The following is a 26,488-nucleotide window of genomic DNA, read 5'->3' as shown; positions in this document are numbered from 1 at the left end:
TTTTAATAGCTGATCAACAGGCGGCAATGGTTGGTGAGGGTTGCCTAAGCATTGGTTGCGGTAAGGTCACCAATGGTACTGGCTCCTTCGTGGACGCAGTCACTGATGGATTCAGGCTTACTGGCGGTGGTTTACTACCGCTCCTCATACTCAAGTATGGCAGTAACGTGTATTATGGCATTGAGGGTTTCCTGCCTGCGACTGGTTCAGTAATTGATTGGTTAATTAGGCTTGGGTTATTGTCTTCACCGCAGGAGTTGGATAGTTTAGCTAATGTTGATACTCAGGGTATAGTGGTTGTACCAGCATTGGCAGGTGTTAATGTACCACCGAGGCCGTGCGCCAGGGGGGGTTTAATTGATGGATTAACGCTCAATACCACAAAGGAGTCCTTCGTGAGGGCTGTTATTGAGGGTATCGTTCAATTGATAGGTCTCATTTTCGATAAAATTAGGGATTACTCTAGAGTTAGTGTTGTTAGGGTTGATGGTGGTTTATCAAGGAGTGTATTGTTCCTTAGGTTATTGGCTACGGCGTTAAATACCGTAGTTGAGAGACAGAGGGATGTGGAGGCTACGGCTAGGGGGGTGTTGCGGCGCTATTGAAAGTTTTTAGAGGTGACTGGACGTTAAATGACATTATTAGGGGGGGTGTCCACGTCAACGTGGAGTTACGCATTAAACCTGGTGAGGAGAAATTATCATTAAGTAGGGATGTTGTTAGGAGGTTTGTTGAGGGGATGAGATGCGGGACGTGATTGAGAGGTTGATTAACGCGTTAGGTCGTGATAAGGTAATTACGAGCGACGAAGCTTTAAGGAGGTACTCCAGGGATTTTTGGCCTTTATTAATGATGCGTGAGCAATTGCTTAATGAGGAATTGCCAAAGCCTTTAGCAGTTATTGTGCCTGAGAGCGTAAATGATATATCACTGGCCTTAAGAGTAATTAATGAGGGCAGTGATGTAGTGCCTGTGGTTGTTTATGGCGGTGGTTCAAGCGTCACTGGCGCCTCATACGGCGCCGGATCAATAATTATCGACATGTCCAAGTTGAATAGGGTCATAGACATTAATACCTATGACTCATTAGTGACCGTTGAGGCCGGCGCCAGGTTGAGAGATGTTGAGACCAAGCTAAATGAGGTGGGGGGGTATAGCCTTAGGCATATCCCGCAATCTTTCAATTACGCAACAATAGGAGGCTTGATAGCGACAATGAGCTCAGGCCAGTACAGTACGTTGTACGGTAATATTGAGGACATGGTAATAAACCTTGAGATTGTCCTACCCAATGGTGAAATAACCTGGTTGAGGAGTAACAACGTTCCACGCGCATCCACAGGCCCATCACTTAAGTACCTATTCATTGGTTCGGAGGGCATGCTCGGCGTTATCACAAAGGCTGTGCTTAGAATTGTACCATTACCAACACACACCATTTATGGCGCATATAGATTTAACACCCTTGAGCAGGGTGTTGAGGCCCTCAGGGAATTGATGGTGAAAAGGGTCGTTCCAGCAGTTGCCAGGCTTTATGATGAGCAGGAGGCATCGATTAGGTTTGGTATTAATAAGCCATTATTAATAATTAGTTTTGAGGGCTACTATGACGACTTAGTTCAAGCGCTGTGGAGGAGGGCTGATGAGGTTATTAGGGGTCACGGTGGTGAGTATGTGGGGAGTAAGTACTTTGAGGATTGGCTGAGGACCAGATTCAACGTCGAGGAGGAGATGGAGACTATTAAGAAGTATGGGCTTTGGTTCGACACAATAGAAGTCTCAACAACCTGGTCAAGGATTAATCAATTATATAAGGACTTTAGGGATTCCCTGTTGAGGGTTAGTGGCGTTGTGGGTGTAATGGCTCACATATCGCATTTATACATAAATGGCGCATGCATATACTTCACAGTACTATTTAGGCCTGACGAAAATACCTACTGGGAGATATGGGATAGGGCCATGGAGACTACGTTAAGGAATGGCGGATCCATAAGTCATCATCACGGTATTGGCATTGTGCGTTCAAGATGGTTAAGGCACGAGCTCGGTAATGCGCTTGATGTTTTAAGATCAATAAAGGCAGCACTGGATAGTAAGGGGGGGGTATTGAACGTAAAGAAGGGCATGTTTTTCCCTGACTAAATCATATTAGTCTCAATAGTGAGATTTAAATCGATATAGTAAATTAAATAGAAACCTAATGTGAAAAGGGTTAAGGTTACTAGGAATTTTCAGGTTACGATACCCGCGGGCATTAGGGAGAGGCTTGGTATTAGGGTTGGCGATGTGCTAATAGTTTACGTTGAGGATGACAAGATAATATTTAGGAAGTATTAGACGATAGAAGGAGACTTACGTTTGGTAGGAAATTGACGCTTAAGGATATTGAGACCGGCATTGAAAAGAACGCATTAGATTGTGAAGGCGATAATTGATACTAATGTTATAATTTTTCGACTTATTCACTGATTCTGAATTCTATAATGAGGATTCAGGTCTGAGGTATGCCGCATTACTCAAATGAACTTTTTATTTATCATTTTTAGTGCCATTTCTTAAACATCAATCTCGAGAAATCCATCCTGGGTGACTCTGACCTTGTAGGTTGGTAGTGGTGCTTTTACATCAGCATACTCACACTTCACATCAGGCCTTACCTGCGGTTTCTCTATCATCTCGCCAGTCCTAACGTCGTACTTGGCCTGGTGTGCTGGGCATGTGGCTACGTAACCATCGACATCCGTTAGTAAGGCGCACCCCCCCATGTGGGCGCATATGGCGAGCATCCCGTAGTAATTATCTCCGTACTTAACCACGAGTATCGGCTTATTATCAACCCAGGTAATCACGGAATTCCTCTTCTCAAAAACCTTGACCAGTATGGAAACCCTCCTCCACATAACAAGGTCCAGGGCATAGTCACCTGCTAATTAAGTTTATTGCACAGGCACGAGCTAAAATAACTAATGGGAAGCCCTACATTAAGTTCAATGCCTCCTCCTACTTAATTTCAGTGATTTGCATAATTATGAAGTTCCTAATTTCCTCACTCCAATTAATTATGCCTGAATCCTTGTCCATAATTTCTTTCAATTCCTTTGGCACCATTATCGTAATTACAACACTACCGCACATCAGTGATGCAATAATGTATTTGTATTATAGTTTAAACTCTTCACTTCATTAGCATCCTGGCTGGGCGTAACTCCCTCCTGAATGGGTCCAAGACGAGCCCCGAATATCTCAAGCGTGACTGTACCAAGTAGGTTCTCATCCTCCGTCTCACCAAGCACAACAGGCGCGTGTCTCTCACCATAACCCCTCAATTCGATTATAGCCTCTGAAATCCATCGTTTAATTACGGTACCGTCAGCAAGGACAAACTCCATCTCCTGCATAGGCCTAAGCCCGAGGTACTCCCAAACATCTCTTCTTAAGACCGTGTATATGGCCCCTGAATCGACAAGTAGCTTAACTGGTACGGACTTGTCTCCATGCTTAATCACGGCATCAACATAGACCAGGCCCATAATGCATCAATAATGTCCATCATAACGCTTAGTTATATATTTTGATAATTCTGTACCAATTATCCCTCTCGGCAGGTATTAAACCTAAACCCCCCCTAATTAAGTTTATGACTGCATCCCTTGTTAGTACGGGCATCTTAAGCCCCCCCGTGGCCGGTATAACCCTCTCTTCATAAAGTGTACCGCCAAAGTCATTGGCGCCGAACTTAAGGGCCAGTTGTGCAACCTCAAGTCCATTCGTTAACCAACTCGACTGTATATTGGGCAGTTCATTCTTAAACACGAGCCTGGCCACGGCAATAACTCTCAGGAGGGTGGCTGAGGTCAGTGGGTACGGAACCTCCCTAGTCAACTCACTATTACCTGGCTCAAAGTTCCAGGCAGTGAATGATAGGAATCCATGTGTCCTCCTCTGAAGCTCAATTATCCTATATAGGTGCTCCGCCCAGTCGCTAATCGTCTCCACGTGTCCGTACATCATGGTTGCGTTGCTCATTATACCCATCCTGTGCGCAGTCTCCATTATGCCTAGCCAGGTCTCAGTATCAATCTTGTGAGGAGCAATGGCTTTCCTCACATTATCAACTAGTATCTCACCGCCACCACCAGCCAGCGTGTCCATACCGGCGTCCCTAAGCCTATCCAGAACCTCCGAATAACTCATCCTATGTTTCCTTGCTAGGTAATCGATCTCTATTGGGCTTAATCCATGGATTGCAACGTGAGGAAGCCTAGCCTTTAATGCCTTGAATAGTTCCTCGTAATACTCAATGTCTAGCTCGGGGGGGTTTATACCTCCCTGCACCAGGACCTGCCTAATACCAAACTCCCTATCGATGGCGACAACCTTCCGCACAGCCTCCTCAACACTCAATGTATAGGCCTCGGGGGGGTGCCCAGGTGGTCTGTAAAAGGCGCAGAACCTGCATGCTATTACGCACACATTCGTGTAGTTAAGTATCATGTTTGGTATGAAGGTAACCACGTTACCGAAGTACTTCCTGGTTATGTGCTCGGCGGCGGACCCAAGCTCCCATAGATCGGCCTTAAATAATTCCTCAATATCACGTGGGCCCAGTTGCTCCTCATAAAGGGCCTTCTCAACAATGGGGCTCCAATTATTACCCACGTCATTATGCGTTTATGGCATTATTTAAGTTATTACGTTGTGTTTTTGATAATGAAGTAAATAGAATCAAAAGACCAATGCTTAAAAAGAATTCGAATATCAACGAAGTGCCATGTGCACAATAAATGATTTACGTAATGCCGTAATCAACGGCATTACTAAGTCCGATGCTGAGGAATTCATGACGGAGTGCGACTTTAAGGATCTGGCCCGCGTCGCGAATGAACTTACGAGGAAGATAACTGGGGATACCGTGACCGTGGTTAACAACGTCGTGATCAACTACTCAAACATTTGCGTGGCCCAATGCCCAATATGCGCCTTCTACAGGCCTAAGGGTCACCCTGAGGCCTACGTTAGAACCCCTGAGGAGATAACAAAGGGCGTACTGGAGGCTAAGGCACGCTTTGGCGTGACAGAACTGCACATAAACGGTGGATTCAACCAGACCTAGGCATTGAGTACTTTGAGAATGTATTTAGATCAGTTAAGAAGGCGGCGCCTGACGTAGTTATTAAGGGGGGCCCACGGCGGCGGAGATAGACTTCTACGCAAGGGTTTGGAGGATGAGCACGAGAGAGGTGCTTGAGAGGTTTAGGGAGGCGGGACTTGATGCGCTTAGCGGTGGTGGTGCAGAGATTCTGAATGAGGAGGTTAGGAGGGTGATAACTCCGTATAAGTTCAATGTCGAGGCCTGGCTCCGGATTCAGGAGGAGGCTCACAGGGTTGGTCTTATGAGTAATGCGACCATGCTCTACGGCCATATTGAGAAGCCAAGGCACATCGTTGAACATGTCTTCGCAATTAAGGAGGTTCAGGAGAGGACTCATGGAATACTTCTCTTCATACCTATAAAGTTCGTTCCCTGGAACACGAAATTATATAAGGATGCTTGGTTAAGGGACCAGCGCCGGCGGAGTATGATGTGAAGGTCATAGCGATTTCGAGGCTGATACTTGGTGATTCCATTAAGAGGATAGCGCGTACTGGGTCTCGACAGGTAAGAGGTTGGCTTCAACGTTATTAATGGCTGGTGCCAACGACCTCGTTGGCACAATGATAAATGAGCAGGTGCTTAAGCAAGCGGGTTCTAGGGAGTCTGTTACGCTTGGGGAGTTGGCGCACATAGCGCGTGAGGCGGGTATGAGGTTATTCCTTAGAGATACATTTCACAGAATTATTACTGAGGTGAGTGGTGCCTAGGGCTGACCACGATGAGTGTTATTAGGTTGAGATACGTTCACTCAGACCCACTTTTCTACTATTCAGGGCTTAACCCAATATGGGCTAGTAATAATGAGTCAATAAAACTCCTATTGGAGGGTAGGGCGAGGATTGGTTTTGTACCACTAACATACGCAGCGCATAACTGTAACCTACTCTACGTCATTCCAAGGTTTGCAATTTATAGTGATGGCCCAGTTATATCGGCTAGGTTATTCAGGGGGGGCTTGGGCACTGGGTACGCGGCCGTTAATGATACAAGCGTAAATGCGTTGGCGGTGAGGAGGTTATTGGGTATTGATTTTAAGGTGGTTAATGATCCATACGCAGCGTTGAGAAGTTTTGGTGCTGTGTTGGTCATTGGGGATGATGCATTGAGGATGGTTAATGCGGGCTACCCATACATTATCGATGTTGGTGAATTATGGAGGGAGAGGGTTGGATTACCACTTATTTACGCAGTCATGGTTACTACCAGGGATTATGATGATCACGAACTTAACACGGTAATTAATGCAATCGAGAAATCCCTTGAGTTATTCGAGAAGGATCCAGAGCCGGTTATTCAGCATGCGGCGAGTAGGATTGGCGTGTCTAGTGAATTGATTAGGCAGTACTTCAGGGCTATTAGGTATAGGGTTGATGGTAGGGTCATCCTGGGTATTAACGAGGAATTGAGAATATTCGGCATAAACAATTGCCTACAGTTTCTGGGATAATAAAGCTTAATATTAATGGGTAAGTCATTGAGGCGATGGAATTACTAATTGGGCATAGTCCGGACCCAGACGATGCATTTATGTTCTATGCACTGAAGAGGGGCCTTGTTAAGGCGCCATTCACGGTCAGGGAGTTCCTAGTTGATATTGAGACGCTGAATAAATTGGCAATACACGGTAGGATCGACGTCACGGCAGTGAGTACGCATGCCATGGCATACATAGGAAGTAAATACTACATACTTAGAGTCGGCGCTTCCATGGGGCTTAGGTACGGCCCCCCCGTCGTCGTGGGTAATACCGCAAGGCCCGAGTTAGTCGCGGTACCAGGCACGTACACCACAGCAACATTATTAGTTAAGCTCGCAATGCCCAATGTAAAGACCGTAGAGATACCTTTCGATAAGATAATGGATGCGGTAAAGGCTGGTGTGGTTGATGCTGGTGCATTAATACATGAGGGGCAAATAACTTATGAGAGGTATGGGCTTAAGAAGATCATGGACCTAGGTGAGTGGTGGTATGAGGAGACGAAGTTACCAACACCCCCCCTCGGCCTAGACGTTGTTAAGGCGTCTTTAGGCATTGACGTGGCCAAGGCAGTTAAAGAGGCGTTGCTTGAGTCCATTAGGTATGCTATGAGCCATAGGGAGGAGGCGCTGTCCCATGCCATGGAATTCTCAAGGGGTTTGAATATAAGCGATACGGATAAGTTCGTTAGGATGTATGTAAATGAGTATACAATGGACATGGGTATTGATGGTGAGAAGTCGATCCAGGTATTGCTGGAGATGGGCCATGAAAGAGGTTTATTGCCAGAGCCTCAATTATTGTTTATTTAAATCACTTAACAATTACGCCTAGCTCGGCTAACTTACTTATTTCATCATGTGATAGGCCTATTTCCATAAGTATTTCCACAGTATTCTCGCCCAGTTTCGGTGCTTTACCCTGCCCTCTTAACTTAGCGCCATTTATTCGTAATGGGTTTAGGAATTCCCTCTCATTGAATCCCCCCCTCGCAATTAGTTGAGGATCTTTACCGAGGTTCTTTATTGAGTTTACCGGGGCCGCGGGCACGTCATGGCTCCAGAGGAGTCTGAGGGCTTCGGTAACTGTGTACTTACTGAACTCCCTGCTTAATTCGTCTATGGCGCCCTTGTCGAATTGCCTATTGATTAAGTCCTCGCGGTTTAGGGCTCTGCATAAACCCTGCCAGAACTTTGTCTCTATGGCGCCAATGGTTATGTAACCATCCCTGCACCTATAGACGTTATAGAATGGGTACTTACCCGTTAGGGTTGGTTCGGTGCCTTCATAAGTCATCGCCATATTCAGCGTATTAAAGAGCAACGCGGCCTCCATCATCGAGACCTCAACCCTACCACCAACACCCCTCAACAACAGGCTCAATACCCCAATAACGCATAGTAGAGCCGAGCCAACGTCTGCAACCTGCACAGTTAGTGGCCTTGACACACCATCACTAAATAGGTCTGGGTCCAACAGCCCTGCGATGCCCACGGTATTTATGTCATGGTTTGGAAGACCTGAGTACGGGCCATTTTCTCCATAGCCGTTTATTGAGCAGTAAACGATCCTCTCATTAACGTTCTTGAGGGTTTCATAGTCAATGCCGAGTCTCTTCGTAACGCCAGGCCTAAAGCCTTCAATGACCACGTGACTATTCCTAACAAGTCTGTAAAATAACTCCCTGCCCTCACCAGTCTTTAGATTAATCGCAATACTCCTCTTACCAGCATTTAACCATTCAAAGAGCATTGGCGATATTTCCCTTAGGTAATCACCAGACTCCGTATCCTCAACCTTAATAACGTCAAAACCAAGGTCAGCCAATATTCTAGTGGCGACACCGCCAGGATAGAGCCTCGTAAGGTCTAGGACCCTAAACATTAAGTAAACTCTCTAGCATAGATTATAAGTATTAATTACTGCCTCAGGAACTACGATTATTATTCCTCTGCCCACTATTCTTCACCATGAACCATGTCCCTATCCCCCCCACTGCGCATAGCTTCTTGTTTGCGTCGTATACGTGGGCCTCGGCTACGGCTAGGTGCCTACCGGCCCTTATTACCCTACCTTCGACGGTGAATGGCCCGTTTATTAATGGTTCCAGAAAGTGCACCTTAAGCTCGGCCGTGTACTGGTCAACACCGTCATTAACCGTCATGACCGCCGTGCCCAGTACAGTATCTATAACCGTCATAATAACACCACCATGAACCATACCACCCCCCCTCCTAAGAATCTCACGCTTATAGGGGGGGAAAACAGCCCTAACAAAACCATCACTAACCTCGACAAACTCAAGACCAATGAAGTTAAATAATGGCTCACTACGCAGGTAATTGTTCATTAATTCGGCAACGTTAAAGCCAGCGGACCTGGCCTTAAGGAATAACTCCCTAATGCTACTTATTGAACCAACGCTCTTGACTAACTCATCCCATGCTGACACATGATACGGAGTAGGGAGGGCCTATTTAAGCAAAGTTGTGCTGATAAGTAAATAGTGATAAGTAGCTTAAATAAAGCTAGGAACAACCTGCCCAGCCACTAGGGATTCCAGGGACTCCCTAAACCTGGCTATTCCATACTCATTCCTATAAACAACAACCTCGGCTGGTCTGGGCCTACCATTATAATTACTGCTCATTGAGTACACGTAGGCTCCAGCGTTAAGGATAATGAGTAAGTCACCCTCTAACCTTTGGCAACTCCCTATTGATCGCCAACTTATCCGTATTCTCACAAATAGGCCCAACCACATCCACTACCTCCCTCTCCTCACCACCATTACACGTCACTATGTGGTGATAAGCGCCGTAGAGCATGGGCCTAATGAGCACGTTCATGCCAACATCAACACCAACAAAGGTCTTGCCACCCTTCCTCTTGACCTCAGTGACCCTCGTGATTAAATAGCCCGCATTACCAACGATGAACCTGCCAGGCTCAACCCACAATTCGCCGGGGAAGAAGTTCCTGAGAACACTCAATTTATTAAGGTCAAGGGGCTTCTCATCGGGTTTATACGGGATCCCGAAACCACCACCCATGTCAAAATACCTAATCCTAACGCCAACCCTATCCTCAATCACCTCGGCATATCCCTTGAGTAGTTCGGCGATTTTAACGAAGTAATCGGCGTCAAGCACATTACTACCCATCATAGCATGTATGCCGAACTCCTCAACACCAACATCCCTCGCAAGCCTATAGGCCTCAACGGCCTCATCTAAGAACATGCCGAACTTACTCTCCTCACCAGCCAACATGACCCCAGGCGCGAAGCCCCCTACCATAGCCCAAGTCAACCCTGAAGAACACAGTCCTGGGCCTGTAGCGAGGGATAATGCCCTCTCGAACTCTCTCCTCGAATCAAAGTTAAAGAGAACACCAGCATCAATACCGTACTTAATATCATTAATCGATCGAAAGGCCCCCCCAGTGTACAAAATATTACCCGGCTCAAAACCAGCCTTTAGCGCCAGAAATATCTCACCGGGCGATGCGGCATCTGCGCCCGAACCAAGCTTCCTCAGAAAGGTCAGTATTGCCAGGTTAGGATTAGCCTTTATTGAGTAAAGGACCCTAGCGCCAGTGGCTTCCTTAATGGCCTTATAATTCTCCTCAATCCTACCAAGGTCATAAATAATAAGCGGCGTGCCGAACCTATCCGCTAACTCCGTAAGGCTAATACCATTACCAACAACGCAATTATTCACAGTAATAAATGCAGCAAGGTATTTTTAATATTTGATATTAGCTGCTAGACAATGCGCAGAATATTCGTATTCTTAGGTATCAGCTAACATACCAGTACCTGGATATTACTATATAATTCAATCATATCTTAGGGATTTGCAGAACATTACATGGTATTGGTATAACGCAATGTGTTATCGGTCAATTACATTATACGTAATGACTTACAGCAATGGCACGAAAGTATTTAAATACAGCGATAGAACAATAATAAGCATAACTAGCACCTTATGATAGAAATAATTCGCTAAATTTAAATTTTTAAAATCACTTTATTATTTTTACACCGAGTACTTCCTGGAAGAATTTCATTGCCTCGGCCCTACTTACTCTTTGTTCCCTGCCAACGTCGTGCCTAGCCCTCCTCCTGTACATGACCCTTAGCCCCCCCGGCCTCGCGAGTACGGTAACCACGTTTAAGCCCCCCACACACCCACTGCTGGGTCGTACTTAGTACCTGGTATCATTATGTGCTCCCTAATTCCGAAGGCCACGTTACCCCAGTCATCAAATGAACTCTCCCTGAGCGTGAAGTCCACGGCCGCCAATGTCCTCAGTAGGAACCAAACGGCCTTATTCCTCCTTAGGGTTACTGCAACGCCTATCGGTTCGCCCTTCCTGATGTTCCAGTCCTTAATGGACTTCTTGGCAAGCCTATAGCTTGGCTTCTGCATTGTTAATTCCTCAAGGACCTTAGCAGCCTTCTCAAGCCTCTCGCCACTCTGTCCAACGCCTATGTTGGCTACAACCTTCTCAATCCTAATAACCCTCATTGGGTGATCTGCAGGCAGTACGAACTTCCTCCAATCCACCTGATCCGGCGTTAGTGACTTCAAGTCAATCTGTGTTAGGTCTATTGCAGGCATCGTTTATGCGTGGGGGGGAATAAGCATTAATAAAAATTTGCCCCCCCATGGACCTCGCGTTGATATATAGGAATACTTATTAATAAATATGGTTATTACTTTACTGACAAAAGCCCTATTAAGGCTTTAGTTTCACGAATCATGATGTCAAGCAAGACGCCCTTTGAACCGCTTGATTGGTCGAAACCAACACCAGAGCATCTAAAGCTACTATTTATATCCGGCGCAGGCTTCTTCGCTGATGCCTATGACCTATTCGCAATATCCATAGCCCTCGTCTTCCTAAAACAGGTTTGGTCATTAACGGCTTCAGAAATAAGCCTAATATCATCAGCCGCATTATTTGGTGCGGTGATAGGGCCCTTCATCTTTGGTAGGATTGGCGACATATTCGGTAGGAAGTATATTTACGGGGGGGTGGAGGCCGCGTTACTAACCGCCGGCGCCATAGTCTCCGCCTTCTCGATAAACCCGACGATGCTCTGGATCACAAGGTTCATACTGGGTCTCGGGGGGGTTGGTGGTGACTACCCAATAAGCGCCACGCTAATGAGTGAGTACGCGCCAGCCAGGAGTAGGGGGGGTTTATTCGTGGCTGGTGTCTTCTCAATGCAGGGCTGGGGGGGCATAGTCACGGCAGCCCTACTCGGCCTAGGACTACTGAATGCCAAGGTGAACCCAGACCTCGCCTGGAGGATAATACTTGGCTTTGGTGCTGCCATGCCAGCCCTCGTCATTTACTTTAGGCGTAAAGTCCATGAGACACCCAGGTTTGAGTACTTTGTTAAGGGTGATGTGGAGGGTGCCAGGAGGGCCATTAAGGACGTGCTTAGGCAGGACGTGGAGATAAACAACGTGAATAACCGCGATAATGGTTTTCGCACTAACTTCCTGAGGTACCTATCAGTGATACTAGGCACGGCAATACCTTGGTTCACGCTTGACGTGTTCTTCTACGGCATGAACATATTCGGGCCCTTCGTAACCTCCGCAATGGGCTTAGCCAAGAACCCGCTGGCTGGTATATACGTTCAATTATACGTCGTGCTAGCCTTCCTAGTCCCCCCCGGCTATTACGTGGCTGCCTTCCTAGTGGATAAGATGGGTAGGAAGTCCATGCAGATAATGGGCTTCTCAATAGTGGCCGCCGCATACCTAATCACGGCGCTCATGCTGAGAAACGGCGTAATAACCCCCCCAGCGGCTATAATAGCCCTATACGGCCTAGCCCAGTTCTTCACTAACGTTGGTCCCAACGTGACCACATTCATACTGCCAACGGAAGTATTCCCAACCAGGTTCAGGACTACGGGGGGGCACGGAATAGCCGCGGGCAGTGGTAAGCTCGGCGCAACAATAGCCGCGCTGCTAATCCCAATATCTTCCCAATAACGAGCAGCACGTTGAGCGCGACCGCCAAGTACATGGTCATGTCAAACCTGCTGCTTGTCCTCGTTACAATAGCGATAGTTGGTATAGTATTCACGGTACTCTTCATAAGCGAGCCTAAAGGCAAACCGTTGGAACTATCCTCAGGAGAATTAACGGCGTGATTTATTAAAACTAAACCCAATGCAAAACTAAGGTTAAGGGATCGCTATGGAATTTAATGAGGAGTACACTTATTATTCAATGAGTAATGAGGAGAAGGAATCGTTAATTTCGAGGATTAAAGGTGTTCTTAAGGAGTACGGTATTTCCCTAGGCATCATATTCGGTAGTTTTGTGGATCTAAATGAGTTTAGGGACGTGGACATTGCAGTTTACGGAAAGGACCTTGACCTCAATAGGTTATTAAGCCTTGGGGTTAGGCTCGAGGAGGTCCTCGGCATTCCAGTGGATGTGGTTCCATTAATGGATATTAACCCAGAGTTCAGGCTTTCAATACTGGAGCGCGGTTTAATTATTCTAGAGGATGCTGATGGCTTATACGAGGCTTTAATAAGTGAGACCCTTGATGAACTCTACCTGATGAAGCGTGAGGAAAACCTAGTACAATAGGTACGGCGCCTCCTTAAGCGTGCCCGTTGTTGGATCTATCATTAGGCCCAGGATCTCCAGCGTCGTTATGCCTATGAGGACCTTATCAATGATGTCACTAATGACAACCCTAACCGTGGCCTCCCTACCCATTAACCTAACCTTAACCTCACTAAACTCAACATTGACTGGCCCACCGGCAGTCATGACAACGCCCCCCTATCAGTCACCCTCAGCCCAAGCTCCACGGCTAATGCCCTGGGTATGACGGTTAGGGTAGCGCCACTATCCACCAACGCCTTTACCCTAACCTCCCTATCCCCCCCACTTATTAATTCGACATCAACCCAAACATGGCCCATATACTCCACAAATTCCACCATCACGGTACTTATAAAGTTTCTATAAAGACCTACGTCGATGACACCAGGAATGGCGTTAACTCCTCCCTCCACGTGAGCACCCAAACACCGTTTTTCCTAGCCTCCTCAATGGCCTCAGGGACATACCTCATGCAATAGAGCACCTTAACCAACCTGGGCCTCAGGTACTGTGGATACCTACTCCTCAACTCATTAATTGCGCCCATCAACTCCTCAACCTTACCGACCTGAAGATCCAGGGTTGCATCACCAACCACGCACAGGTCATCGGTAGCGCCGTAAATATTCAACTCGAGCATCTCCCTACCACCTCGGTGATTACTAACCTGCCTAACTTAACATTAACACCGAGCTCCTCCCTTAATTTCCAGGAGACTACGTCCACAGCCTCATCCTCAATGCCATAGGTTAGCTTCTGCATTGTTCCATTCATTTGATTAAGGGGCGCCATTTAGGACTAAGATTAACCTATACAGGTGATTCAGGCTTAGCCTAATCAATGCAAATATGATTATGTAAATGAAGTAGTTATGCAAGAATATAAATGCAATATCCTGTAAAGTCAGCGGATGTACAGAAACGCTAAGGCGATGAACGAGGGCAAGCAACGAGCCCACGATATACGATGAGGTAATTAATGATGAATCAAGGGATATAGCCCTATCCATAATGCAATCACAAACGAAGGTAATAGGGCCAGCAATGCCCAAATTAACAAGGACTTAGCCATGGGTCTCCCTAAAATGAGTGACGCACCAATAATTGCCAGTGCGTTATTCACGGCATAAATCATCAGGTTCTGCACAGGCCATGCGAAATCCAGTGAGGTAAATGTTAAGTAAAATAATAATGACTTCCTAGCCAATGATGGGGGAGTAACCCAATGTCGTCAATAGTTTGAGCACTAAAAAACTATACACGATAAAGAATGCGAGGATAGACACGAAGTACGTTAGTACAAATATCACCATTACAATAATATTACCTGTAAGGGACGTATAGAAGGATGCGTATAGAGTTAGGTACTTAAGAATCAATAAGGTGGTTATCAATGTCAACGGGTATATCAATGCCCGCACCTGGCAGTAAGGCCTAGTTTTGATTCATTTATTTTATACCTTAACTCAATCGGGTCATGGGTGTCGAAGAACTTACTTAACAATGACTTGGGATTACGGATCTTATAAAGTGCCGATTTGAGGGCTTCCCTACACGGCCTTTACAGCATGTAGATCAGCCTCCCTCTCCGCAATATTATACTGCTTCTTAATTACAACCAAGAAGAGATATATGTAAATAATGATTAATATGGGTATCGAGATCTCCTCAATTCTTAAGTATTTAATTAGGTATATTGTGATGGGTAAAAAAGTAATGAGCATATATGGTATAAATACTATGTATGCTGATAGATAATCCCTGTTTAGAATATGGGCATACTCATGTTTTACAACAGCCATTAATTCCTCCTTATTTAATAACTCGAGGTACTGCCTCGTAATTATTATTACAGGAAGGCCCGTGGGCACGATGGCATTATATATCACAACGGGCTTATTTAATCGCTTAACACTCGTTTCACCACTGACCACATAGATCTGCTCATTATTTACGTAACTTACTTCGACCTGCTTATTCCTCACTAACAAATTCAGCCATGTTCCGAATATAACTCTCGATAAATAGAACATATAAAATAAGTAAAAGGACTCAACGATTGGAATAACTATAGTACCAATCATGGGTTTAATAATTATGAGTAAATATGTTAAAAAGAGTATTAATAAAATAAAGCCTATTTGATATAAATCTAAGGTCACTCGTATTTTTGAAAAATCGTATATACTATGCATTTAAACATCACCGCATCATGCCGTAACGGCTATGGCAATTATCATTCTCCAACCAATTGGTCCCAACGCCGTAGCTGTTCCAACGATGACAGCCACGTAATTGGATTACTATCAGCATAAGCTAACACTGCTCCAAAGAAAGTTGCTAAACCTGCACTTACACCGCCTGATGCGGCAGCAGGTACATTTTCAGTCGCGAAATAAATAGAGAGCGCTTCCTATTAATGGGGGGGCTGCGGCGATCATAGATAACACCTGAAACATCATTATCTGATACACCGCGACTTTCTCTTTATTATAATTTAATTGTTCCTGGGCCTCTAGAAAGGATGAATCTAGAATTTAAAAAATTAATGGCCTTATCCCTAGCATGACCGCGTCATCATAGGCTTAGTAGTTTCCGTGCTTTGGACCTGGAGAGTCGCCGTAGTTATATAATTACGGCGACTCTGCACTTCCAAAGTGCGGAAATTACCTAAGTATCTGTATGATCGTTGTTTTGTAAATGGGTAGTTGCCAGGCGTAGTACTCCCTATGTCGAGTTCTGGGTCCTTGGGTATTTTTACGTCCCCCCCTATGGATGTGACCCATTTGTAGATTATTAGGCTGCTCCTCATTAGTATGTCGTTGGGCTCCATCAACCTGGCGCTTGGATCCTTCTGTAATGCATCAAGTCGTTTACCACCTCAACCAACTCCCTCATTAATCCCCTACCACCTGACCTCATTGATCGCGGGTATTAACCTCTCCATTACCGAATACCTACATGCCGTTAGGTCCCAATTAAACGTAGTCGCCGATTCCCAAAGAGCCCTGGGTTACCACCAAGTAATGCCTAGGCATCGTCAAAATGAAGCCCGCTAGGTGGTTTAAGGAATTAGTATAACTCCCCAAGGGACTTCTTATCGAGATTCCATATTAACCTAATGACCAGGTAATTATGCCTAGTCAATGACCTGAGACTCTCACTCTCTGACGTTGTTGCAAGTAACAACAGCCGCCCTATCATTACCGAAGTACTTCCCAATTCTTTTCACGAACTCCCTGAGTAGCCTCATCTTACCGTAATCCTCGACCAACCAAACCTCACCTCATAAGAGGAAGACTCACAACCATTAACTCCTTAGGGCGCATTAATGCCATACCTTAGTCATAACTTGGACTTGGAGAGTCGCCGTGTATATAGAACTACGGCGACTCTTCAGGCCCAAAACACGGGAATTCCTAATTTATAGTGCTTGTGTCATTTATATTTAATTAGTTTATTTGGCATAAGTCTTGGCATTATTTCTATTTTTTATTAGAGTAAAGCTTATAAATCCCTGGGTTATTTTGGCTTTGATGTATGTGGTCTTTGGAGTAACGAGTGGGATGTCTTCAATGGTCTTTGAGGGTAGGTATAAGGGTCCTAATGATGTTAGGGATGTTCATGTGAGTGATGTTCCTAGGGTTAACCATATACTTCACAGTTTCGTCATTACTAATGATAATAGTGACCTCGTTATATGGACCTTTGATATACCTGGTTATGAGACCCACATATACTCAATGATTAAGGAGAGGGCTACATTACTCCTGTGCCCAAGGATTGATAACTCCACGTACCTACTACCTGATGCTTCGTTAGTTGGGGAGTTGAATTCAATGCTGTATAAGGATGCCAGGTCAGTCACTTACTTCGTAAAACCCACGGATAGATCCTTCGTCTCCAAGGTCCTCAGGGAGACTGTTAATGCGGCCAGGGCACTAATAATGGAGAAAGTAAGTAATTTGTCGAGGTCAAGGGGGGGTCTGGCCACGGTTAGGTTAATCGATGAGCTCAGTGGTATTAGTGAGGACATAATCACATCAGCTAATTTATGGGCTAGGAAGGGATTTGCTGAGGAGGTTGGTGGTGTATACTCAATGATTGATTACGTGAAATCCTCAGTGGAGTTAAAAAGGAGTAAGTCGAGGAAGAGGAGGTAACTTTACTTAAAATTAGGGCTTCACCGTGTAATAAACCCTCTTCTTATCCTTACCTCTACTCTCCGACTTCAGGAAAACAATCTCCCCCCCAATCTCCCTCGTATTGGCCACGTGTGGTCCACCGTCAGCCTGAATGTCAATGCCCTCGATCTCCACGATCCTCCACTCCTCACCAGGCGGTGGCTCCCTCTCCGCGAGCTTAACAATGCCCGGTATCTTCAGCGCCTCCTCCCTCCTCAGAAAGTAAATCTTCACCGGAATACCCCCCTCTTAACGACCTCGTTAGCCTCCGCAATCAAGTCCTGAAATGCCTTCCTAAGCGCATCACCGCTCAGGGTTAGGTTGTAGTCATCCCTGGCATACTCAGGTGTTATGTCGCCGCCGGTCACGAGGGCATTATACTTCTTATAGACCAGTGCGGCTATTATGTGCGTGGCCGTGTGAAGCCTCATTAGCCTATACCTCCTATCCCAATCGATTATGCCGTGAATGGAATCACCAACCTGAACCTTGGCTCCCTATCGAGTATGTGCACGGCATCCTCACCCTCCTTAACCACCTCCTTGACCACGTACTCCTCACCCTGCCAAACAAGTTTACCAGTATCATTTGCAACGCCACCACTCCTCGGGTGGAAAAGCGTTTGGTCAAGCCAAACCCTATTACCGTCTATCCTAACCACAGTCGCATCAAACTCCCTCCTGTACGAGTCCCACCAATAGAGGAATTTAGTTGGCATGGCCTTTAACTAGTAGGTAATTACTTAACAATTGCGCTACTTCTCAAGACCAAAGAATCTCCTCACTGCGTAAACCATTACGTCGTGAGTCTTCACTAAGTCGTCAATTGTGACGTACTCATTATACGCATGCGCCAGTGCCAACTCACCAGGACCGTAAACAACAGTTGGAATGCCCCTAGCCCTCAGGTACCTACCGTCAGTGGCGCCAGTCACTATTATGGGCTTTGGCGTGGCACCGAGCACCCTCTCAATACCCTCATGAATAAGCCTAACAATAGTCTCCCCAGGACTCGTGTAGTTTGGCTCGCTGGTGTCCAGAACCTCAACATCGGCTATCCCGCTCAACCCGCTCTTTAGGTGGTTAATTACCTGGTTCGGCGAGACCCCCCCCGGTGGGACCCTCATGTCGAGCTCGAGCTCTGCGTAGTCAGGGACCATGTTTATCTTTGAGCCACCCCTAATAACCCCAGGATTAAAGGACACGGTACCAACAACCCTCTCAAAATCACTAAGCGCTAGGTTAAGGCCAGAGCCCCCCCTTGAGGCCTCCAGGTAAACCTCAGCCGAATTCTCAATAGCCTCCATCAACTCACTGGGCAGCTTAATACCCCCCCTGTTAAACTCATCAATTAACTCCTCAGCCTTGCCAATCGCCCTAATGAGCTTCATGATAGCATTATCGCCAAGTACCGGTAAACTACCGTGGGCAGGCCTACCCCTAGCCACGAGCTTAACCTGGCAAAGACCCTTCTCCCCCCCAATGTAGTACCTAAAACCGCCAGACGGCTCGGCAACTATCGCAGCATCACCAACCAATACGCCATCCCTAACCAAGGCCTCAACACCTGGGTGACCGCCAGTCTCCTCATCAGCCGTTGCCGAGAATACTAACGTACCAGATCCCTGCCTCTCAATTAATGGCGCTAACTCCGCAAATACAGTCATTATCACGGCCAAGCCACCCTTCATGTCCGTGGCACCCCTACCGTATATCCTACCCTCAACGACCTTCCCTGAGAAGGGCGGATAAGCCCACCTGGATTCATCGCCGGGAGGAACAACATCCATGTGGCCATTAAGTATCAGCACGGGCTTACCCCTACCAACCCTGGCAATCACGTTAGGCTTATCCTTAGCATACTCCCTAACCTCACTCGTAAAACCCAAACCACTCAACCAATCCCTAATAAAGCCAGCGATGTTAACAGTATAACCGGGAGGATTAACACTGGGCATTTGAATTAACTTAGATACTAGGTTTGGGATATCACCTCTTAGATCCCTTTCACTCATTATTCGGTGGTTGACTCAATACTTAATTTGCATTACCTTCCTTAATGCGTTGAGGAAGTCGTTATTAACATCCCTACTCTTAACGCTGATTCTGAAGTATCCCTTAGTCAGTGGTGGTATGTTTGATAGGTCACGTATTAGGAATCCGTGTTTGATGAGTTCCTCACTGAGCCATGGTTTATGCCTTATCACGAAGTAGTGAGTCGTTGATTCGTAATATTCAATGCCGAGCTCCCTCAATGAGTTCAAAACCCTCCTTCTCTCCTCCTCAACGTATTTAATCGTTAACTCCCTGAATCCATGAGCGTACTTCATGTACCTTGACACCGCGTACTCGGCTATCGAGTTTATGGGCCATGTGGGCACCAAGTCCTCAATGCCAACCTTAGTGAATACCGCGCCAACCCTGAGCCCTGGTATTGCCAGGAACTTAGTGTATGACTTAACGATAAAGACATTGTCGTGATTCAACGCATCCCTGATTAATGACTCTCTAATTCTCACAAAATCCATGAAGGACTCATCAACGATCAACGCACCACCACGCTTACCCAGCTCCTCGGCTAGTTTAAGCAATTGCTCACGCTTAATTAAGTAACCCATTGGTGAGTTTGGGTTTGAGAGTACGACGATAGTGCCTGGCACCGCGTCATTGATCAGCGAGCTCACAAAGTCTCCACGCCCCCCCCAATACTCAATTAGCCTGGTTTCAGCATTCACGAGCTTACTTAGTCGTAGATAATCGCCATAGTTTGGTATAGGTATTATCACTCGCCGAGGCCTTAAGTACATGAATAGTAATTGCAGGGCCTCCGTGGCTCCATTAAATACGTACGTAAACTCAGGCCCAATACCTTCAAAATTAGCCAGTGAATCCCTTAATTCATCACCAAGCTCCGTTGGGTAGTGCGAGTAATGGTCATGATCCACGCTCTCCTTAATTAACTCGATCAATTCCTTTGGAGTACCCAGTGGGTTCATGTTTGAGCTCATGTCTATCAACCCATACCTCCACCCATACCCACCATGTCCCCCCCTGGTACTCATGATTCAGTTTAGGATTTTGTGAGATAAGTTAAATAAATCCCCCCCACTATTATTGAATCCGATAATTAATGTATCACGAGCATGGCCACTTCGGGCCACCGCCACAATGGTTCATAAAGAGGAGAGGCCTGAAGTACTTGATACTTTACCTACTCAGTAGTAAGGGTCCAATGACCGGTGCGCAGATTATTGATGAGATCGAGAGGTTATCAATGGGCTTCTGGAGACCAAGCCCAGGCTCTGTCTACCCAGCCCTTGAGGAGCTTGAGACTGATGGCTTAATTAAGGTGGCGAGAGTTGAGGGCACTAAGAAGTACTACGAGATTACTGAAAGTGGTAAGGCCTTCATAGGCCTTCCAAGCATTGATAAGACTACGGCTGCTGTTAATGACTTCATATCGCTGGCTAGGTACATAATTGATAATTGGGACACACTTAGCGAGACTGATAGGAATAGGGTCAGGGACGTTCTCAGGGACTTGATCAAGACGGCAAACATTCAATGCTAATCCATGCTGTAGAGCACTACGTGAGGCATCTTTAGCTCGTCAATAAACCACTTATTCCTGACCTCCATTATTAACTGCTTACTATCAATGTAATTACTCAATAACGTAGTTAATGCATTCCCAAGGCCCTCACTTAAGCAGTAGTCGGCATTTTCAAGGAGTATTAATGATGGTTTCCTCGCTACAATGAGTTGGGTCGCCAATGTGAGTATGGTCTTCATGTGGCATGGTGGCTCATCGCCTATATGAACAAGGCCTCTCTTATCCACGTAGGATAGAACTAACTCACCTCCATACCAGCCAGCCCTGAAATTCCTAAAGCCAAGCTCACCAAGGATCTTCCTAAGAAGCCTAACGTCGGAATCCCTCCTTGGGTCAGTAAATAATTGGGATAGGATTTCGATTATGTGCTCACCATGCTCACCAACAAAGTCATGCTGTGAGGTATCGGCGTTCTTAACACGACCCCTAAAATCTATGTAAGGGCCTATCTTATAAATACCGATTGAGGATAGGTACTCCCTGATTGCTTTAATTACTGATAATGCCGTTTCATAATCCTCGGAAGCACTACCCACTAGCTGCAGTGCCTGTTCCCTGGGTGATAACCCATCTGGGTTGAGTAGTACTGATGTATCAATAACATCAACCTCCAGCGGATACTTAACCCTGCTTTCTCCATTCCTAAACTCAGTAACCATAACCTCCCTCTCACCAACCTTAACCACACTAGTATAACCATTATCAAAGCTGACGCTAATCGTTACAGAATCACCGGAATAGCCAAACTCCTCAAGCTTCTTCTTAACCCTATCGTCAAGGGATATTGTGATATCAACCCTGGCATCACCAACCCTAGGCAAATCCTCAAGAAGCAGTCTCTCCCTAATACCCCTGAAGAACCTCCACACCAGCTCAATAATCATGGACTTGCCCGAGCCTGGTGATCCCGTAATCACGGTTAAAGGCCCAAGCTCGATATTAGTATTTACTCCATAGAACCCCTTAATGCCCAGTTTTGTTATTAACACGACATTGCGCTAAGGCGTTATTTATTAAGGTTGAGTTCCACGGTTAATGCGTATTACTGGTATATGAAATATATTGGAGTATAGTGAAGTTTATATATTTAATAAATAAAGCTTAAATAATAACTAGTAGCTACGGGAACGTGGATCTGGACCTGGCACCGGACCCACTCCTCGCTGTTCCTGGACCTTCGCAAATACCACCTAGGGTTATGAGAGCCTTAATGAGGGTTGTTGATCATAGATCCCCTCACTTCCATAGGCTATATAGGGACGTGGTTGAGGGTTTAAGGTACGTCTTTCGAACAAACGGTGATGTATACCCAATAACCGCAAGTGGTACTGGTGCTGTTGAGACTATGGTGCTGAATTTCGTTAAGCCTGGGGATGTCGTTCTCGTGCCTGTCTTCGGAAGCTTCAGTAGGAGACTTGTTAACCACCTTAGGAGGGTTGGTGCTGAGGTTATTGAGGTTAATTATGGTTGGGATAGGGCGCCAACATACGATGATTTAAGGGCTCGGGTTGAATCAATGGGTATCAAGCAAGTTGACGTGTTTGCCACGGTCTATAACGACACAAGCCCAGGCATTGTGTTTAGGGACTTACCCAAGGTTACCAAGTGGATTAAGTCCTATGGTGCCTTGGTACTTGTTGATAATGTATCTGCCTTAGGCGGTGATTACTTTGAGGTGGATTCCTGGGGAATTGACGTTGCCGTATCGAGTAGCCAAAAATGCCTTGCGGCTCCTCCAGTCATGTCATTCATCGCCGTAGCCTCTAATGAGGCCTACCGTAAGGCTGATTCCGTGAATCACGCGAGTATTTACTTCGATATTAAATTAATGAGGAAGTTTGGAGAGAAGATGGAGACTCCATTCACGCCTGCGGTCAATTACCTATTTGCAATTAGGGAGGCTCTGGGCATAATTAGGGAGGTTGGCCTTGAGAACTGGATTAGATGGCACATTGAGAGGGGGTAAGGCGATACTTAATGCATTAACTAAGGCTGGTTTAGAGCCGTTCATAAAGGATGACTATTACAGATCGACTACGGTACTTTCATTCAAGTATCCGCCTAGCGTTAATCCAGATGAGTTTAGGAGGACCGTGTATAGGCTTGGCGTTTCGATCTCTGATGGCATGGATGAGGTTAAGGGTAAGGCCTTTAGGATTGGTAACATGGGTTATTTAACGAGGAGGGATGTACTAACTCTTATCTCAAGTATAGTCGCTGTGTCGTTGATTAATGGTGAAAAAAGTAATGGCAATAGCATAGGTGATGTATTTAAGGAGGTTTTAAGTTATTGGGAACCTGAACAACTATTAGTGGGCGAGGGTTAGTATTGCGCCTGTTAGTGCTATCGTGCCTATTACGGCTACTGCAACGCCAATTATTATTAACACCACGTCAACGGTTATCCTGGCGTACTTCCAATGCCACAACTCAAGGAGTAATGTCCTGAAGCCTATTAGGCCATGCGCCAACGCTGCATAGAGTAGTATGTAGATTGCGGCTATGTACCCATAATTAAGTATTTGATTAACCACGACTGGGTAGGAAATTGACTGTTCATAACTCGGCCATCTAAAGGCTAGGTGTATCCCAAGTACCACAATGAGCACTATCCCAAGGAGGTATTGCCACCTTCTTAATGTGGATGCGCTCACCATACCCATCACCACACGAATGCAACCAGTGTTGCCAGTATGAGGAATATTATGACTACAATAATAGCTACGTACTTAAGCCATGCCTGCCCAGACTTCTTAACTGAAGGCACCGCCCTTGGGAATGTATGCCTCTCAGGCCTTGGAAGGCCAACACCGAAATACTGAGTTAATATTAGCCTGAAGCCATTAGCCCCCCCATGTACAGCTGCCAACAGCGCTATTAAGTACTCAATTATCGTGCCCACGTGCGCTGGCCCAGCCACGTGTGGTCCCTCAACGAAGCCTATCACGGTATTCCACGTTAATTCTGATGGGTGGCCAAAGCCGAGTGCTGTGGATATTACCAGGGTATGTGCGATTAGGTAGATCACCAATATGGCACCACTAACCTTCTGGAAAATAAGTAACCACTCATCAAGACCCCCCCTAAACCAAAGGGACCACTTCGGTGGAACCCTCTTAACCTGCTTCTGCTGCGCCATTCCCATCACCTCCTACGCCTACCTGTTAATAACCAGTTCTTCAAAAGGTTTATCGCCAGGGCTGGGTCAACATCCTTGGGGCATACCTTACTGCAGGTGCCGCTGTAGTGGCATGACCATACGCCATTCTCACTATCAACGACCTTAAGCCTGAGTACGGCACCCTCATCCCTATTATCAGCACTCCACCTATACGCCTGAGCAAGCGCCTGTGGGCCCAGGTAATCCTTATTCAGAAAAACCATTGGGCACGCCGAGTAACAAAGCCCGCACTTAATGCAGTATGCGAATTCCAGGTACTCATTGAGTTGCTCCTCCGTCTGTGGGTAGTAGGTCTCTAATTTCTCGAACTGCTCCGTCTCATCTTTCCTGATCAACCAAGGCTTAACACTCCTATGCTTCCTGAAGAAGTCCGAGAAGTCAGTTGCTACGTCCTTTATTGGTTCGAAATTACTGAGTGGTTCAATGGTAACAACCTCAGTGCCTAAGTCATAGGGCTTGGTTTCGCAGGCAAGCCTCGGCACTCCATTTATTATCATACCGCAGGAGCCACAAATACCCATCCTACAGCTATACCTGAAGGATAACGTGGCATCCTGATGCCACTTAATCTTTATCAACCCATCAAGTACGGTTTCGTGGTTTGTAAGTTCAATCTTATACTCACGCCAGTAATAGCCTCCCCCCCTTTCTGGATCATACCTCTTAACCTTGAATACGTATGTACGCCTAATGGGTGAACCAAGTGGTGGTTTCGTAATTGTGATCTTCTCCGTAGCGGCCGTAGTCTGTAATGCAGTGCCGGTTTGTTGAGAAGACACGCCTAATTATGGGTAATCATGTCTTTATAAGTTCTTCCTTGGAAAAGAATAAAACGGAATAATTAATGAACCTTTGGCATGGTTATGCGTGGATCATAACGGTAAAACGCATAAATACTAGACTTTTGTCTATTTCTTAATGGTTGAGTATGAGGGTTTTATAACGGACATTATGATTAGGATAGCCGGCGATATAGTGCTTTCGGATAACCCTGGCAAGGGAATTAGAAAGTGGCGCGAATTCTTCGAGATGTCCCAGGCTGAGTTGGCGGCTAGGTTGGTACATCACCGAGTGTGATTAGTGATTATGAGTCTGGGCGTAGGAAGTCACCGGGCTCCCAATTTATTAAGAGGGTTGTTAAGGCATTGGTTGATTACGAGCTTGAGAGGGGTGGTCAGAAGTTATACATATTGAGTAGGCAACTTGGTGGCGAAAGGTTTTGGGAGGCGATTCTTGATATGAGGGACTTCGACATACCCATTGAGATTAATGACTTCGTTAATGCGATAGGTGCGACGCTAGCTGTTGGGCCTGAGGGTTATGTCGATATTCATGGATATACCGTGGTTGATAGCTTGAAGCTTGTCCTCGACGTGCCATCGCATGAATACTTAAAGCTTTATGGAAGCACCACGCAGAGAGCTGCCGTGTTCACCAACGTTAGGTATGGCAGGTCTCCATTAATAGCCATTAAGTCCATGCTTGCATTCACGAGTCTGAGGCCCGCCATAGTGGTTATGCACGGTGTTGACAGACCTGATTACCTAGGCATTGAGATTGCAGGAGAGAGCATATACCGTTGGCTGTCGTTAATAACACAATTGATGAATTGTTAACGGCCCTAAGGAACTTAGCTGAACGGCAGAAGGCAGTTACTAAGTAATGCCGTTACTTGACCTGGGATATTAACGACGTGAGTATTCTTCGGACGCTCTCCTTGAATTCCTCTATTGATGATTCATTGACGAGTATGTAATCCGCCCTAGCTATTAAGTCTCCAAGTCCATACCTCAACTCCCTAAGATCCCTCATTAGAAAGTCCTCAAGGGTCTTCGGGTCATCAGGCCTACCCCCCCTCTTTAGCAATCTCTCAAATCTCATCTTCCATGGCGCCACCACGTAAATTAACACTACATTCGTTGATAATGCCTCCTCTATGGCTTCAATCTCCCTAATGCTCCTGGCTCCATCAATAACAACTACGTTAGACTGCCTAGGTACCTTCTCAAGAGTCTTATAGGCTATTGCCCTGGTACCACTCCTCAATCTCAGTGTTACCGATGCCGTTGATGAGGAAATACCGCTCTTTAAAGCCTCATCCCTAATCACGTCGCCCATAGTCACCACGGGAAGGCCCAACTCCCTCGCAACGTCTGATGCTATTGTCTTTCCCGAACCAGGCAGTCCTGTTATTACTACTACCAACACGTGCGCTGTGGATTACTAG

General features: G+C 46.0%; 28 protein-coding genes and 6 pseudogenes. 15 read left to right on the top strand and 19 right to left on the bottom strand.

What is annotated here, in order from left to right; genetic code table 11:
- From JCM11217_RS08940 to JCM11217_RS08930, 4 genes and pseudogenes are all read left to right on the top strand, one after another.
- Positions 1–605, top strand: a 605-nt coding sequence (locus tag JCM11217_RS08940) for an FGGY-family carbohydrate kinase (RefSeq protein WP_243678949.1), incomplete at its 5' end; no start/stop codon positions are given.
- Positions 602–757 (top strand): hypothetical protein, encoded by a 156-nt coding sequence (locus JCM11217_RS15625; RefSeq protein ID WP_243678948.1) that lies wholly within the window; start codon positions 602–604, stop codon positions 755–757. The genes JCM11217_RS08940 and JCM11217_RS15625, both read left to right, overlap by 4 nt.
- Entirely contained in the window at positions 745–2,145 is a 1,401-nt protein-coding gene (locus JCM11217_RS08935; protein ID WP_054842712.1) for an FAD-binding oxidoreductase, read from the top strand. Before JCM11217_RS15625 ends, JCM11217_RS08935 begins: the two co-directional genes overlap by 13 nt.
- A gap of 60 nt (positions 2,146–2,205) precedes the next feature.
- Positions 2,206–2,438: pseudogene (locus JCM11217_RS08930) on the top strand (AbrB/MazE/SpoVT family DNA-binding domain-containing protein).
- Between the two features lie 120 nt (positions 2,439–2,558).
- Here the strand turns inward: JCM11217_RS08930 and JCM11217_RS08925 are convergent.
- From JCM11217_RS08925 to mqnC, 3 genes are all read right to left on the bottom strand, one after another.
- Entirely contained in the window at positions 2,559–2,903 is a 345-nt protein-coding gene (locus JCM11217_RS08925; RefSeq protein ID WP_054842711.1) for a Rieske (2Fe-2S) protein, read from the bottom strand.
- Between the two features lie 234 nt (positions 2,904–3,137).
- Positions 3,138–3,533, bottom strand: coding sequence for a retroviral-like aspartic protease family protein (locus JCM11217_RS08920; protein ID WP_243678946.1), 396 nt, complete (start codon positions 3,531–3,533; stop codon positions 3,138–3,140).
- Between the two features lie 28 nt (positions 3,534–3,561).
- Positions 3,562–4,662 (bottom strand): cyclic dehypoxanthinyl futalosine synthase, encoded by a 1,101-nt coding sequence (gene mqnC, locus JCM11217_RS08915; protein WP_243678944.1) that lies wholly within the window; start codon positions 4,660–4,662, stop codon positions 3,562–3,564.
- Between the two features lie 112 nt (positions 4,663–4,774).
- Here mqnC and JCM11217_RS08910 point away from each other — a divergent pair.
- From JCM11217_RS08910 to JCM11217_RS08900, 3 genes and pseudogenes are all read left to right on the top strand, one after another.
- A pseudogene (locus tag JCM11217_RS08910) lies at positions 4,775–5,865 on the top strand (CofH family radical SAM protein).
- Between the two features lie 11 nt (positions 5,866–5,876).
- Complete coding sequence (locus JCM11217_RS08905; protein WP_054842710.1) at positions 5,877–6,605, top strand: MqnA/MqnD/SBP family protein; 729 nt, start codon at positions 5,877–5,879, stop codon at positions 6,603–6,605.
- 35 nt (positions 6,606–6,640) lie between these two features.
- Complete coding sequence (locus JCM11217_RS08900) at positions 6,641–7,447, top strand: MqnA/MqnD/SBP family protein (RefSeq protein ID WP_054842709.1); 807 nt, start codon at positions 6,641–6,643, stop codon at positions 7,445–7,447.
- A gap of 1 nt (position 7,448) precedes the next feature.
- Here the strand turns inward: JCM11217_RS08900 and JCM11217_RS08895 are convergent, their stop codons facing one another.
- The 4 genes and pseudogenes from JCM11217_RS08895 to JCM11217_RS08880 form a co-directional block, all read right to left on the bottom strand.
- Positions 7,449–8,519, bottom strand: coding sequence for a CaiB/BaiF CoA-transferase family protein (locus tag JCM11217_RS08895; protein ID WP_054842708.1), 1,071 nt, complete (start codon positions 8,517–8,519; stop codon positions 7,449–7,451).
- A gap of 43 nt (positions 8,520–8,562) precedes the next feature.
- A complete protein-coding gene (locus tag JCM11217_RS08890; protein WP_054842707.1) occupies positions 8,563–9,087 on the bottom strand; it encodes a PaaI family thioesterase in 525 nt (174 codons plus the stop codon).
- A 238-nt stretch (positions 9,088–9,325) separates the two neighbouring features.
- Positions 9,326–10,357: a diaminopimelate decarboxylase gene (locus tag JCM11217_RS08885; RefSeq protein ID WP_243678942.1), complete on the bottom strand. Its 1,032-nt coding sequence runs from the start codon at positions 10,355–10,357 to the stop codon at positions 9,326–9,328.
- Positions 10,358–10,664: 307 nt separating this feature from the next.
- A pseudogene (locus JCM11217_RS08880) lies at positions 10,665–11,263 on the bottom strand (50S ribosomal protein L5).
- Positions 11,264–11,404: 141 nt separating this feature from the next.
- On the opposite strand from JCM11217_RS08880, the gene JCM11217_RS08875 reads away from it, so the two are divergent.
- Genes JCM11217_RS08875 through JCM11217_RS08870 form a run of 3 tightly spaced genes read left to right on the top strand, consistent with a single transcriptional unit; the run spans position 11,405 to position 13,264 of the window.
- Positions 11,405–12,655 (top strand): MFS transporter, encoded by a 1,251-nt coding sequence (locus JCM11217_RS08875; protein WP_243678940.1) that lies wholly within the window; start codon positions 11,405–11,407, stop codon positions 12,653–12,655.
- Between the two features lie 11 nt (positions 12,656–12,666).
- Positions 12,667–12,816, top strand: coding sequence for a hypothetical protein (locus tag JCM11217_RS15620; protein WP_243678939.1), 150 nt, complete (start codon positions 12,667–12,669; stop codon positions 12,814–12,816).
- A gap of 46 nt (positions 12,817–12,862) precedes the next feature.
- Positions 12,863–13,264 carry a nucleotidyltransferase domain-containing protein gene (locus JCM11217_RS08870; protein WP_054842705.1) on the top strand — a complete coding sequence of 134 codons (402 nt, stop codon included), beginning with the start codon at positions 12,863–12,865 and terminating at the stop codon, positions 13,262–13,264.
- Here the strand turns inward: JCM11217_RS08870 and JCM11217_RS08865 are convergent.
- The 4 genes and pseudogenes from JCM11217_RS08865 to JCM11217_RS08845 all read right to left on the bottom strand — a co-directional run bounded on the left by JCM11217_RS08865 (position 13,253) and on the right by JCM11217_RS08845 (position 15,269).
- Positions 13,253–13,605, bottom strand: a pseudogene (locus JCM11217_RS08865) (retroviral-like aspartic protease family protein). The gene JCM11217_RS08870 and the pseudogene JCM11217_RS08865 sit on opposite strands and share 12 nt — an antisense overlap.
- Before the next feature lie 50 nt (positions 13,606–13,655).
- Positions 13,656–13,925, bottom strand: coding sequence for a hypothetical protein (locus JCM11217_RS08860; RefSeq protein ID WP_054842704.1), 270 nt, complete (start codon positions 13,923–13,925; stop codon positions 13,656–13,658).
- Positions 13,913–14,077, bottom strand: coding sequence for a hypothetical protein (locus JCM11217_RS15615; RefSeq protein ID WP_243678937.1), 165 nt, complete (start codon positions 14,075–14,077; stop codon positions 13,913–13,915). The genes JCM11217_RS08860 and JCM11217_RS15615 overlap by 13 nt, the downstream gene beginning before the upstream one ends.
- Positions 14,078–14,834: 757 nt before the next feature.
- Positions 14,835–15,269, bottom strand: a complete 435-nt coding sequence (locus tag JCM11217_RS08845; protein WP_243678935.1) for a M48 family metalloprotease — start codon at positions 15,267–15,269, stop codon at positions 14,835–14,837.
- Between the two features lie 1,551 nt (positions 15,270–16,820).
- Here JCM11217_RS08845 and JCM11217_RS08840 point away from each other — a divergent pair.
- Complete coding sequence (locus tag JCM11217_RS08840) at positions 16,821–17,447, top strand: hypothetical protein (RefSeq protein ID WP_054842700.1); 627 nt, start codon at positions 16,821–16,823, stop codon at positions 17,445–17,447.
- Between the two features lie 12 nt (positions 17,448–17,459).
- On the opposite strand, the pseudogene JCM11217_RS08835 reads toward JCM11217_RS08840, so the two are convergent.
- The 3 genes and pseudogenes from JCM11217_RS08835 to JCM11217_RS08825 form a co-directional block, all read right to left on the bottom strand.
- Positions 17,460–18,186, bottom strand: a pseudogene (locus JCM11217_RS08835) (alanyl-tRNA editing protein).
- A 36-nt stretch (positions 18,187–18,222) separates the two neighbouring features.
- Positions 18,223–19,482 (bottom strand): M20 family metallopeptidase, encoded by a 1,260-nt coding sequence (locus tag JCM11217_RS08830; RefSeq protein WP_054842699.1) that lies wholly within the window; start codon positions 19,480–19,482, stop codon positions 18,223–18,225.
- Positions 19,483–19,497: 15 nt separating this feature from the next.
- On the bottom strand, positions 19,498–20,529 hold the full coding sequence (locus JCM11217_RS08825) for a histidinol-phosphate transaminase (protein ID WP_054842698.1): 1,032 nt from the start codon (positions 20,527–20,529) through the stop codon (positions 19,498–19,500).
- A 68-nt stretch (positions 20,530–20,597) separates the two neighbouring features.
- On the opposite strand from JCM11217_RS08825, the gene JCM11217_RS08820 reads away from it, so the two are divergent.
- Complete coding sequence (locus tag JCM11217_RS08820; RefSeq protein ID WP_054842697.1) at positions 20,598–21,038, top strand: PadR family transcriptional regulator; 441 nt, start codon at positions 20,598–20,600, stop codon at positions 21,036–21,038.
- Here JCM11217_RS08820 and JCM11217_RS08815 read toward each other — a convergent pair.
- Positions 21,035–22,069 carry a hypothetical protein gene (locus JCM11217_RS08815; RefSeq protein WP_054842696.1) on the bottom strand — a complete coding sequence of 345 codons (1,035 nt, stop codon included), beginning with the start codon at positions 22,067–22,069 and terminating at the stop codon, positions 21,035–21,037. The genes JCM11217_RS08820 and JCM11217_RS08815 overlap by 4 nt on opposite strands.
- 140 nt (positions 22,070–22,209) lie before the next feature.
- Between JCM11217_RS08815 and JCM11217_RS08810 the strand changes: the two genes are divergently transcribed.
- Together JCM11217_RS08810 and JCM11217_RS15610 are read left to right on the top strand one after the other, a co-directional pair.
- A complete protein-coding gene (locus JCM11217_RS08810; RefSeq protein WP_243678934.1) occupies positions 22,210–23,046 on the top strand; it encodes an aminotransferase class V-fold PLP-dependent enzyme in 837 nt (278 codons plus the stop codon).
- On the top strand, positions 23,009–23,407 hold the full coding sequence (locus tag JCM11217_RS15610) for a hypothetical protein (RefSeq protein ID WP_243678932.1): 399 nt from the start codon (positions 23,009–23,011) through the stop codon (positions 23,405–23,407). Before JCM11217_RS08810 ends, JCM11217_RS15610 begins: the two co-directional genes overlap by 38 nt.
- Here JCM11217_RS15610 and JCM11217_RS08805 read toward each other — a convergent pair.
- Genes JCM11217_RS08805 through JCM11217_RS08795 form a run of 3 tightly spaced genes read right to left on the bottom strand, consistent with a single transcriptional unit; the run spans position 23,390 to position 25,040 of the window.
- Entirely contained in the window at positions 23,390–23,737 is a 348-nt protein-coding gene (locus JCM11217_RS08805; protein WP_243678930.1) for a hypothetical protein, read from the bottom strand. The genes JCM11217_RS15610 and JCM11217_RS08805 overlap by 18 nt on opposite strands.
- A gap of 5 nt (positions 23,738–23,742) precedes the next feature.
- Positions 23,743–24,219 carry a succinate dehydrogenase gene (locus JCM11217_RS08800; protein WP_243678929.1) on the bottom strand — a complete coding sequence of 159 codons (477 nt, stop codon included), beginning with the start codon at positions 24,217–24,219 and terminating at the stop codon, positions 23,743–23,745.
- A 5-nt stretch (positions 24,220–24,224) separates the two neighbouring features.
- Entirely contained in the window at positions 24,225–25,040 is an 816-nt protein-coding gene (locus JCM11217_RS08795; RefSeq protein ID WP_243678927.1) for a succinate dehydrogenase iron-sulfur subunit, read from the bottom strand.
- Positions 25,041–25,179: 139 nt separating this feature from the next.
- Here JCM11217_RS08795 and JCM11217_RS08790 point away from each other — a divergent pair.
- Positions 25,180–25,924, top strand: a pseudogene (locus tag JCM11217_RS08790) (helix-turn-helix domain-containing protein).
- Positions 25,925–25,929: 5 nt separating this feature from the next.
- On the opposite strand, the gene JCM11217_RS08785 reads toward JCM11217_RS08790, so the two are convergent.
- Complete coding sequence (locus JCM11217_RS08785; RefSeq protein ID WP_054842694.1) at positions 25,930–26,469, bottom strand: AAA family ATPase; 540 nt, start codon at positions 26,467–26,469, stop codon at positions 25,930–25,932.
- Positions 26,470–26,488 lie beyond the last annotated feature (19 nt).

This window comes from Vulcanisaeta distributa JCM 11217, assembly GCF_001316005.1.
Taxonomy (GTDB): Archaea; Thermoproteota; Thermoprotei; order Thermoproteales; family Thermocladiaceae; genus Vulcanisaeta; species Vulcanisaeta distributa_B.
The sequence above is the reverse complement of the archived record's forward strand: the minus strand, read 5'-3'. Positions and strand labels throughout refer to the sequence as shown.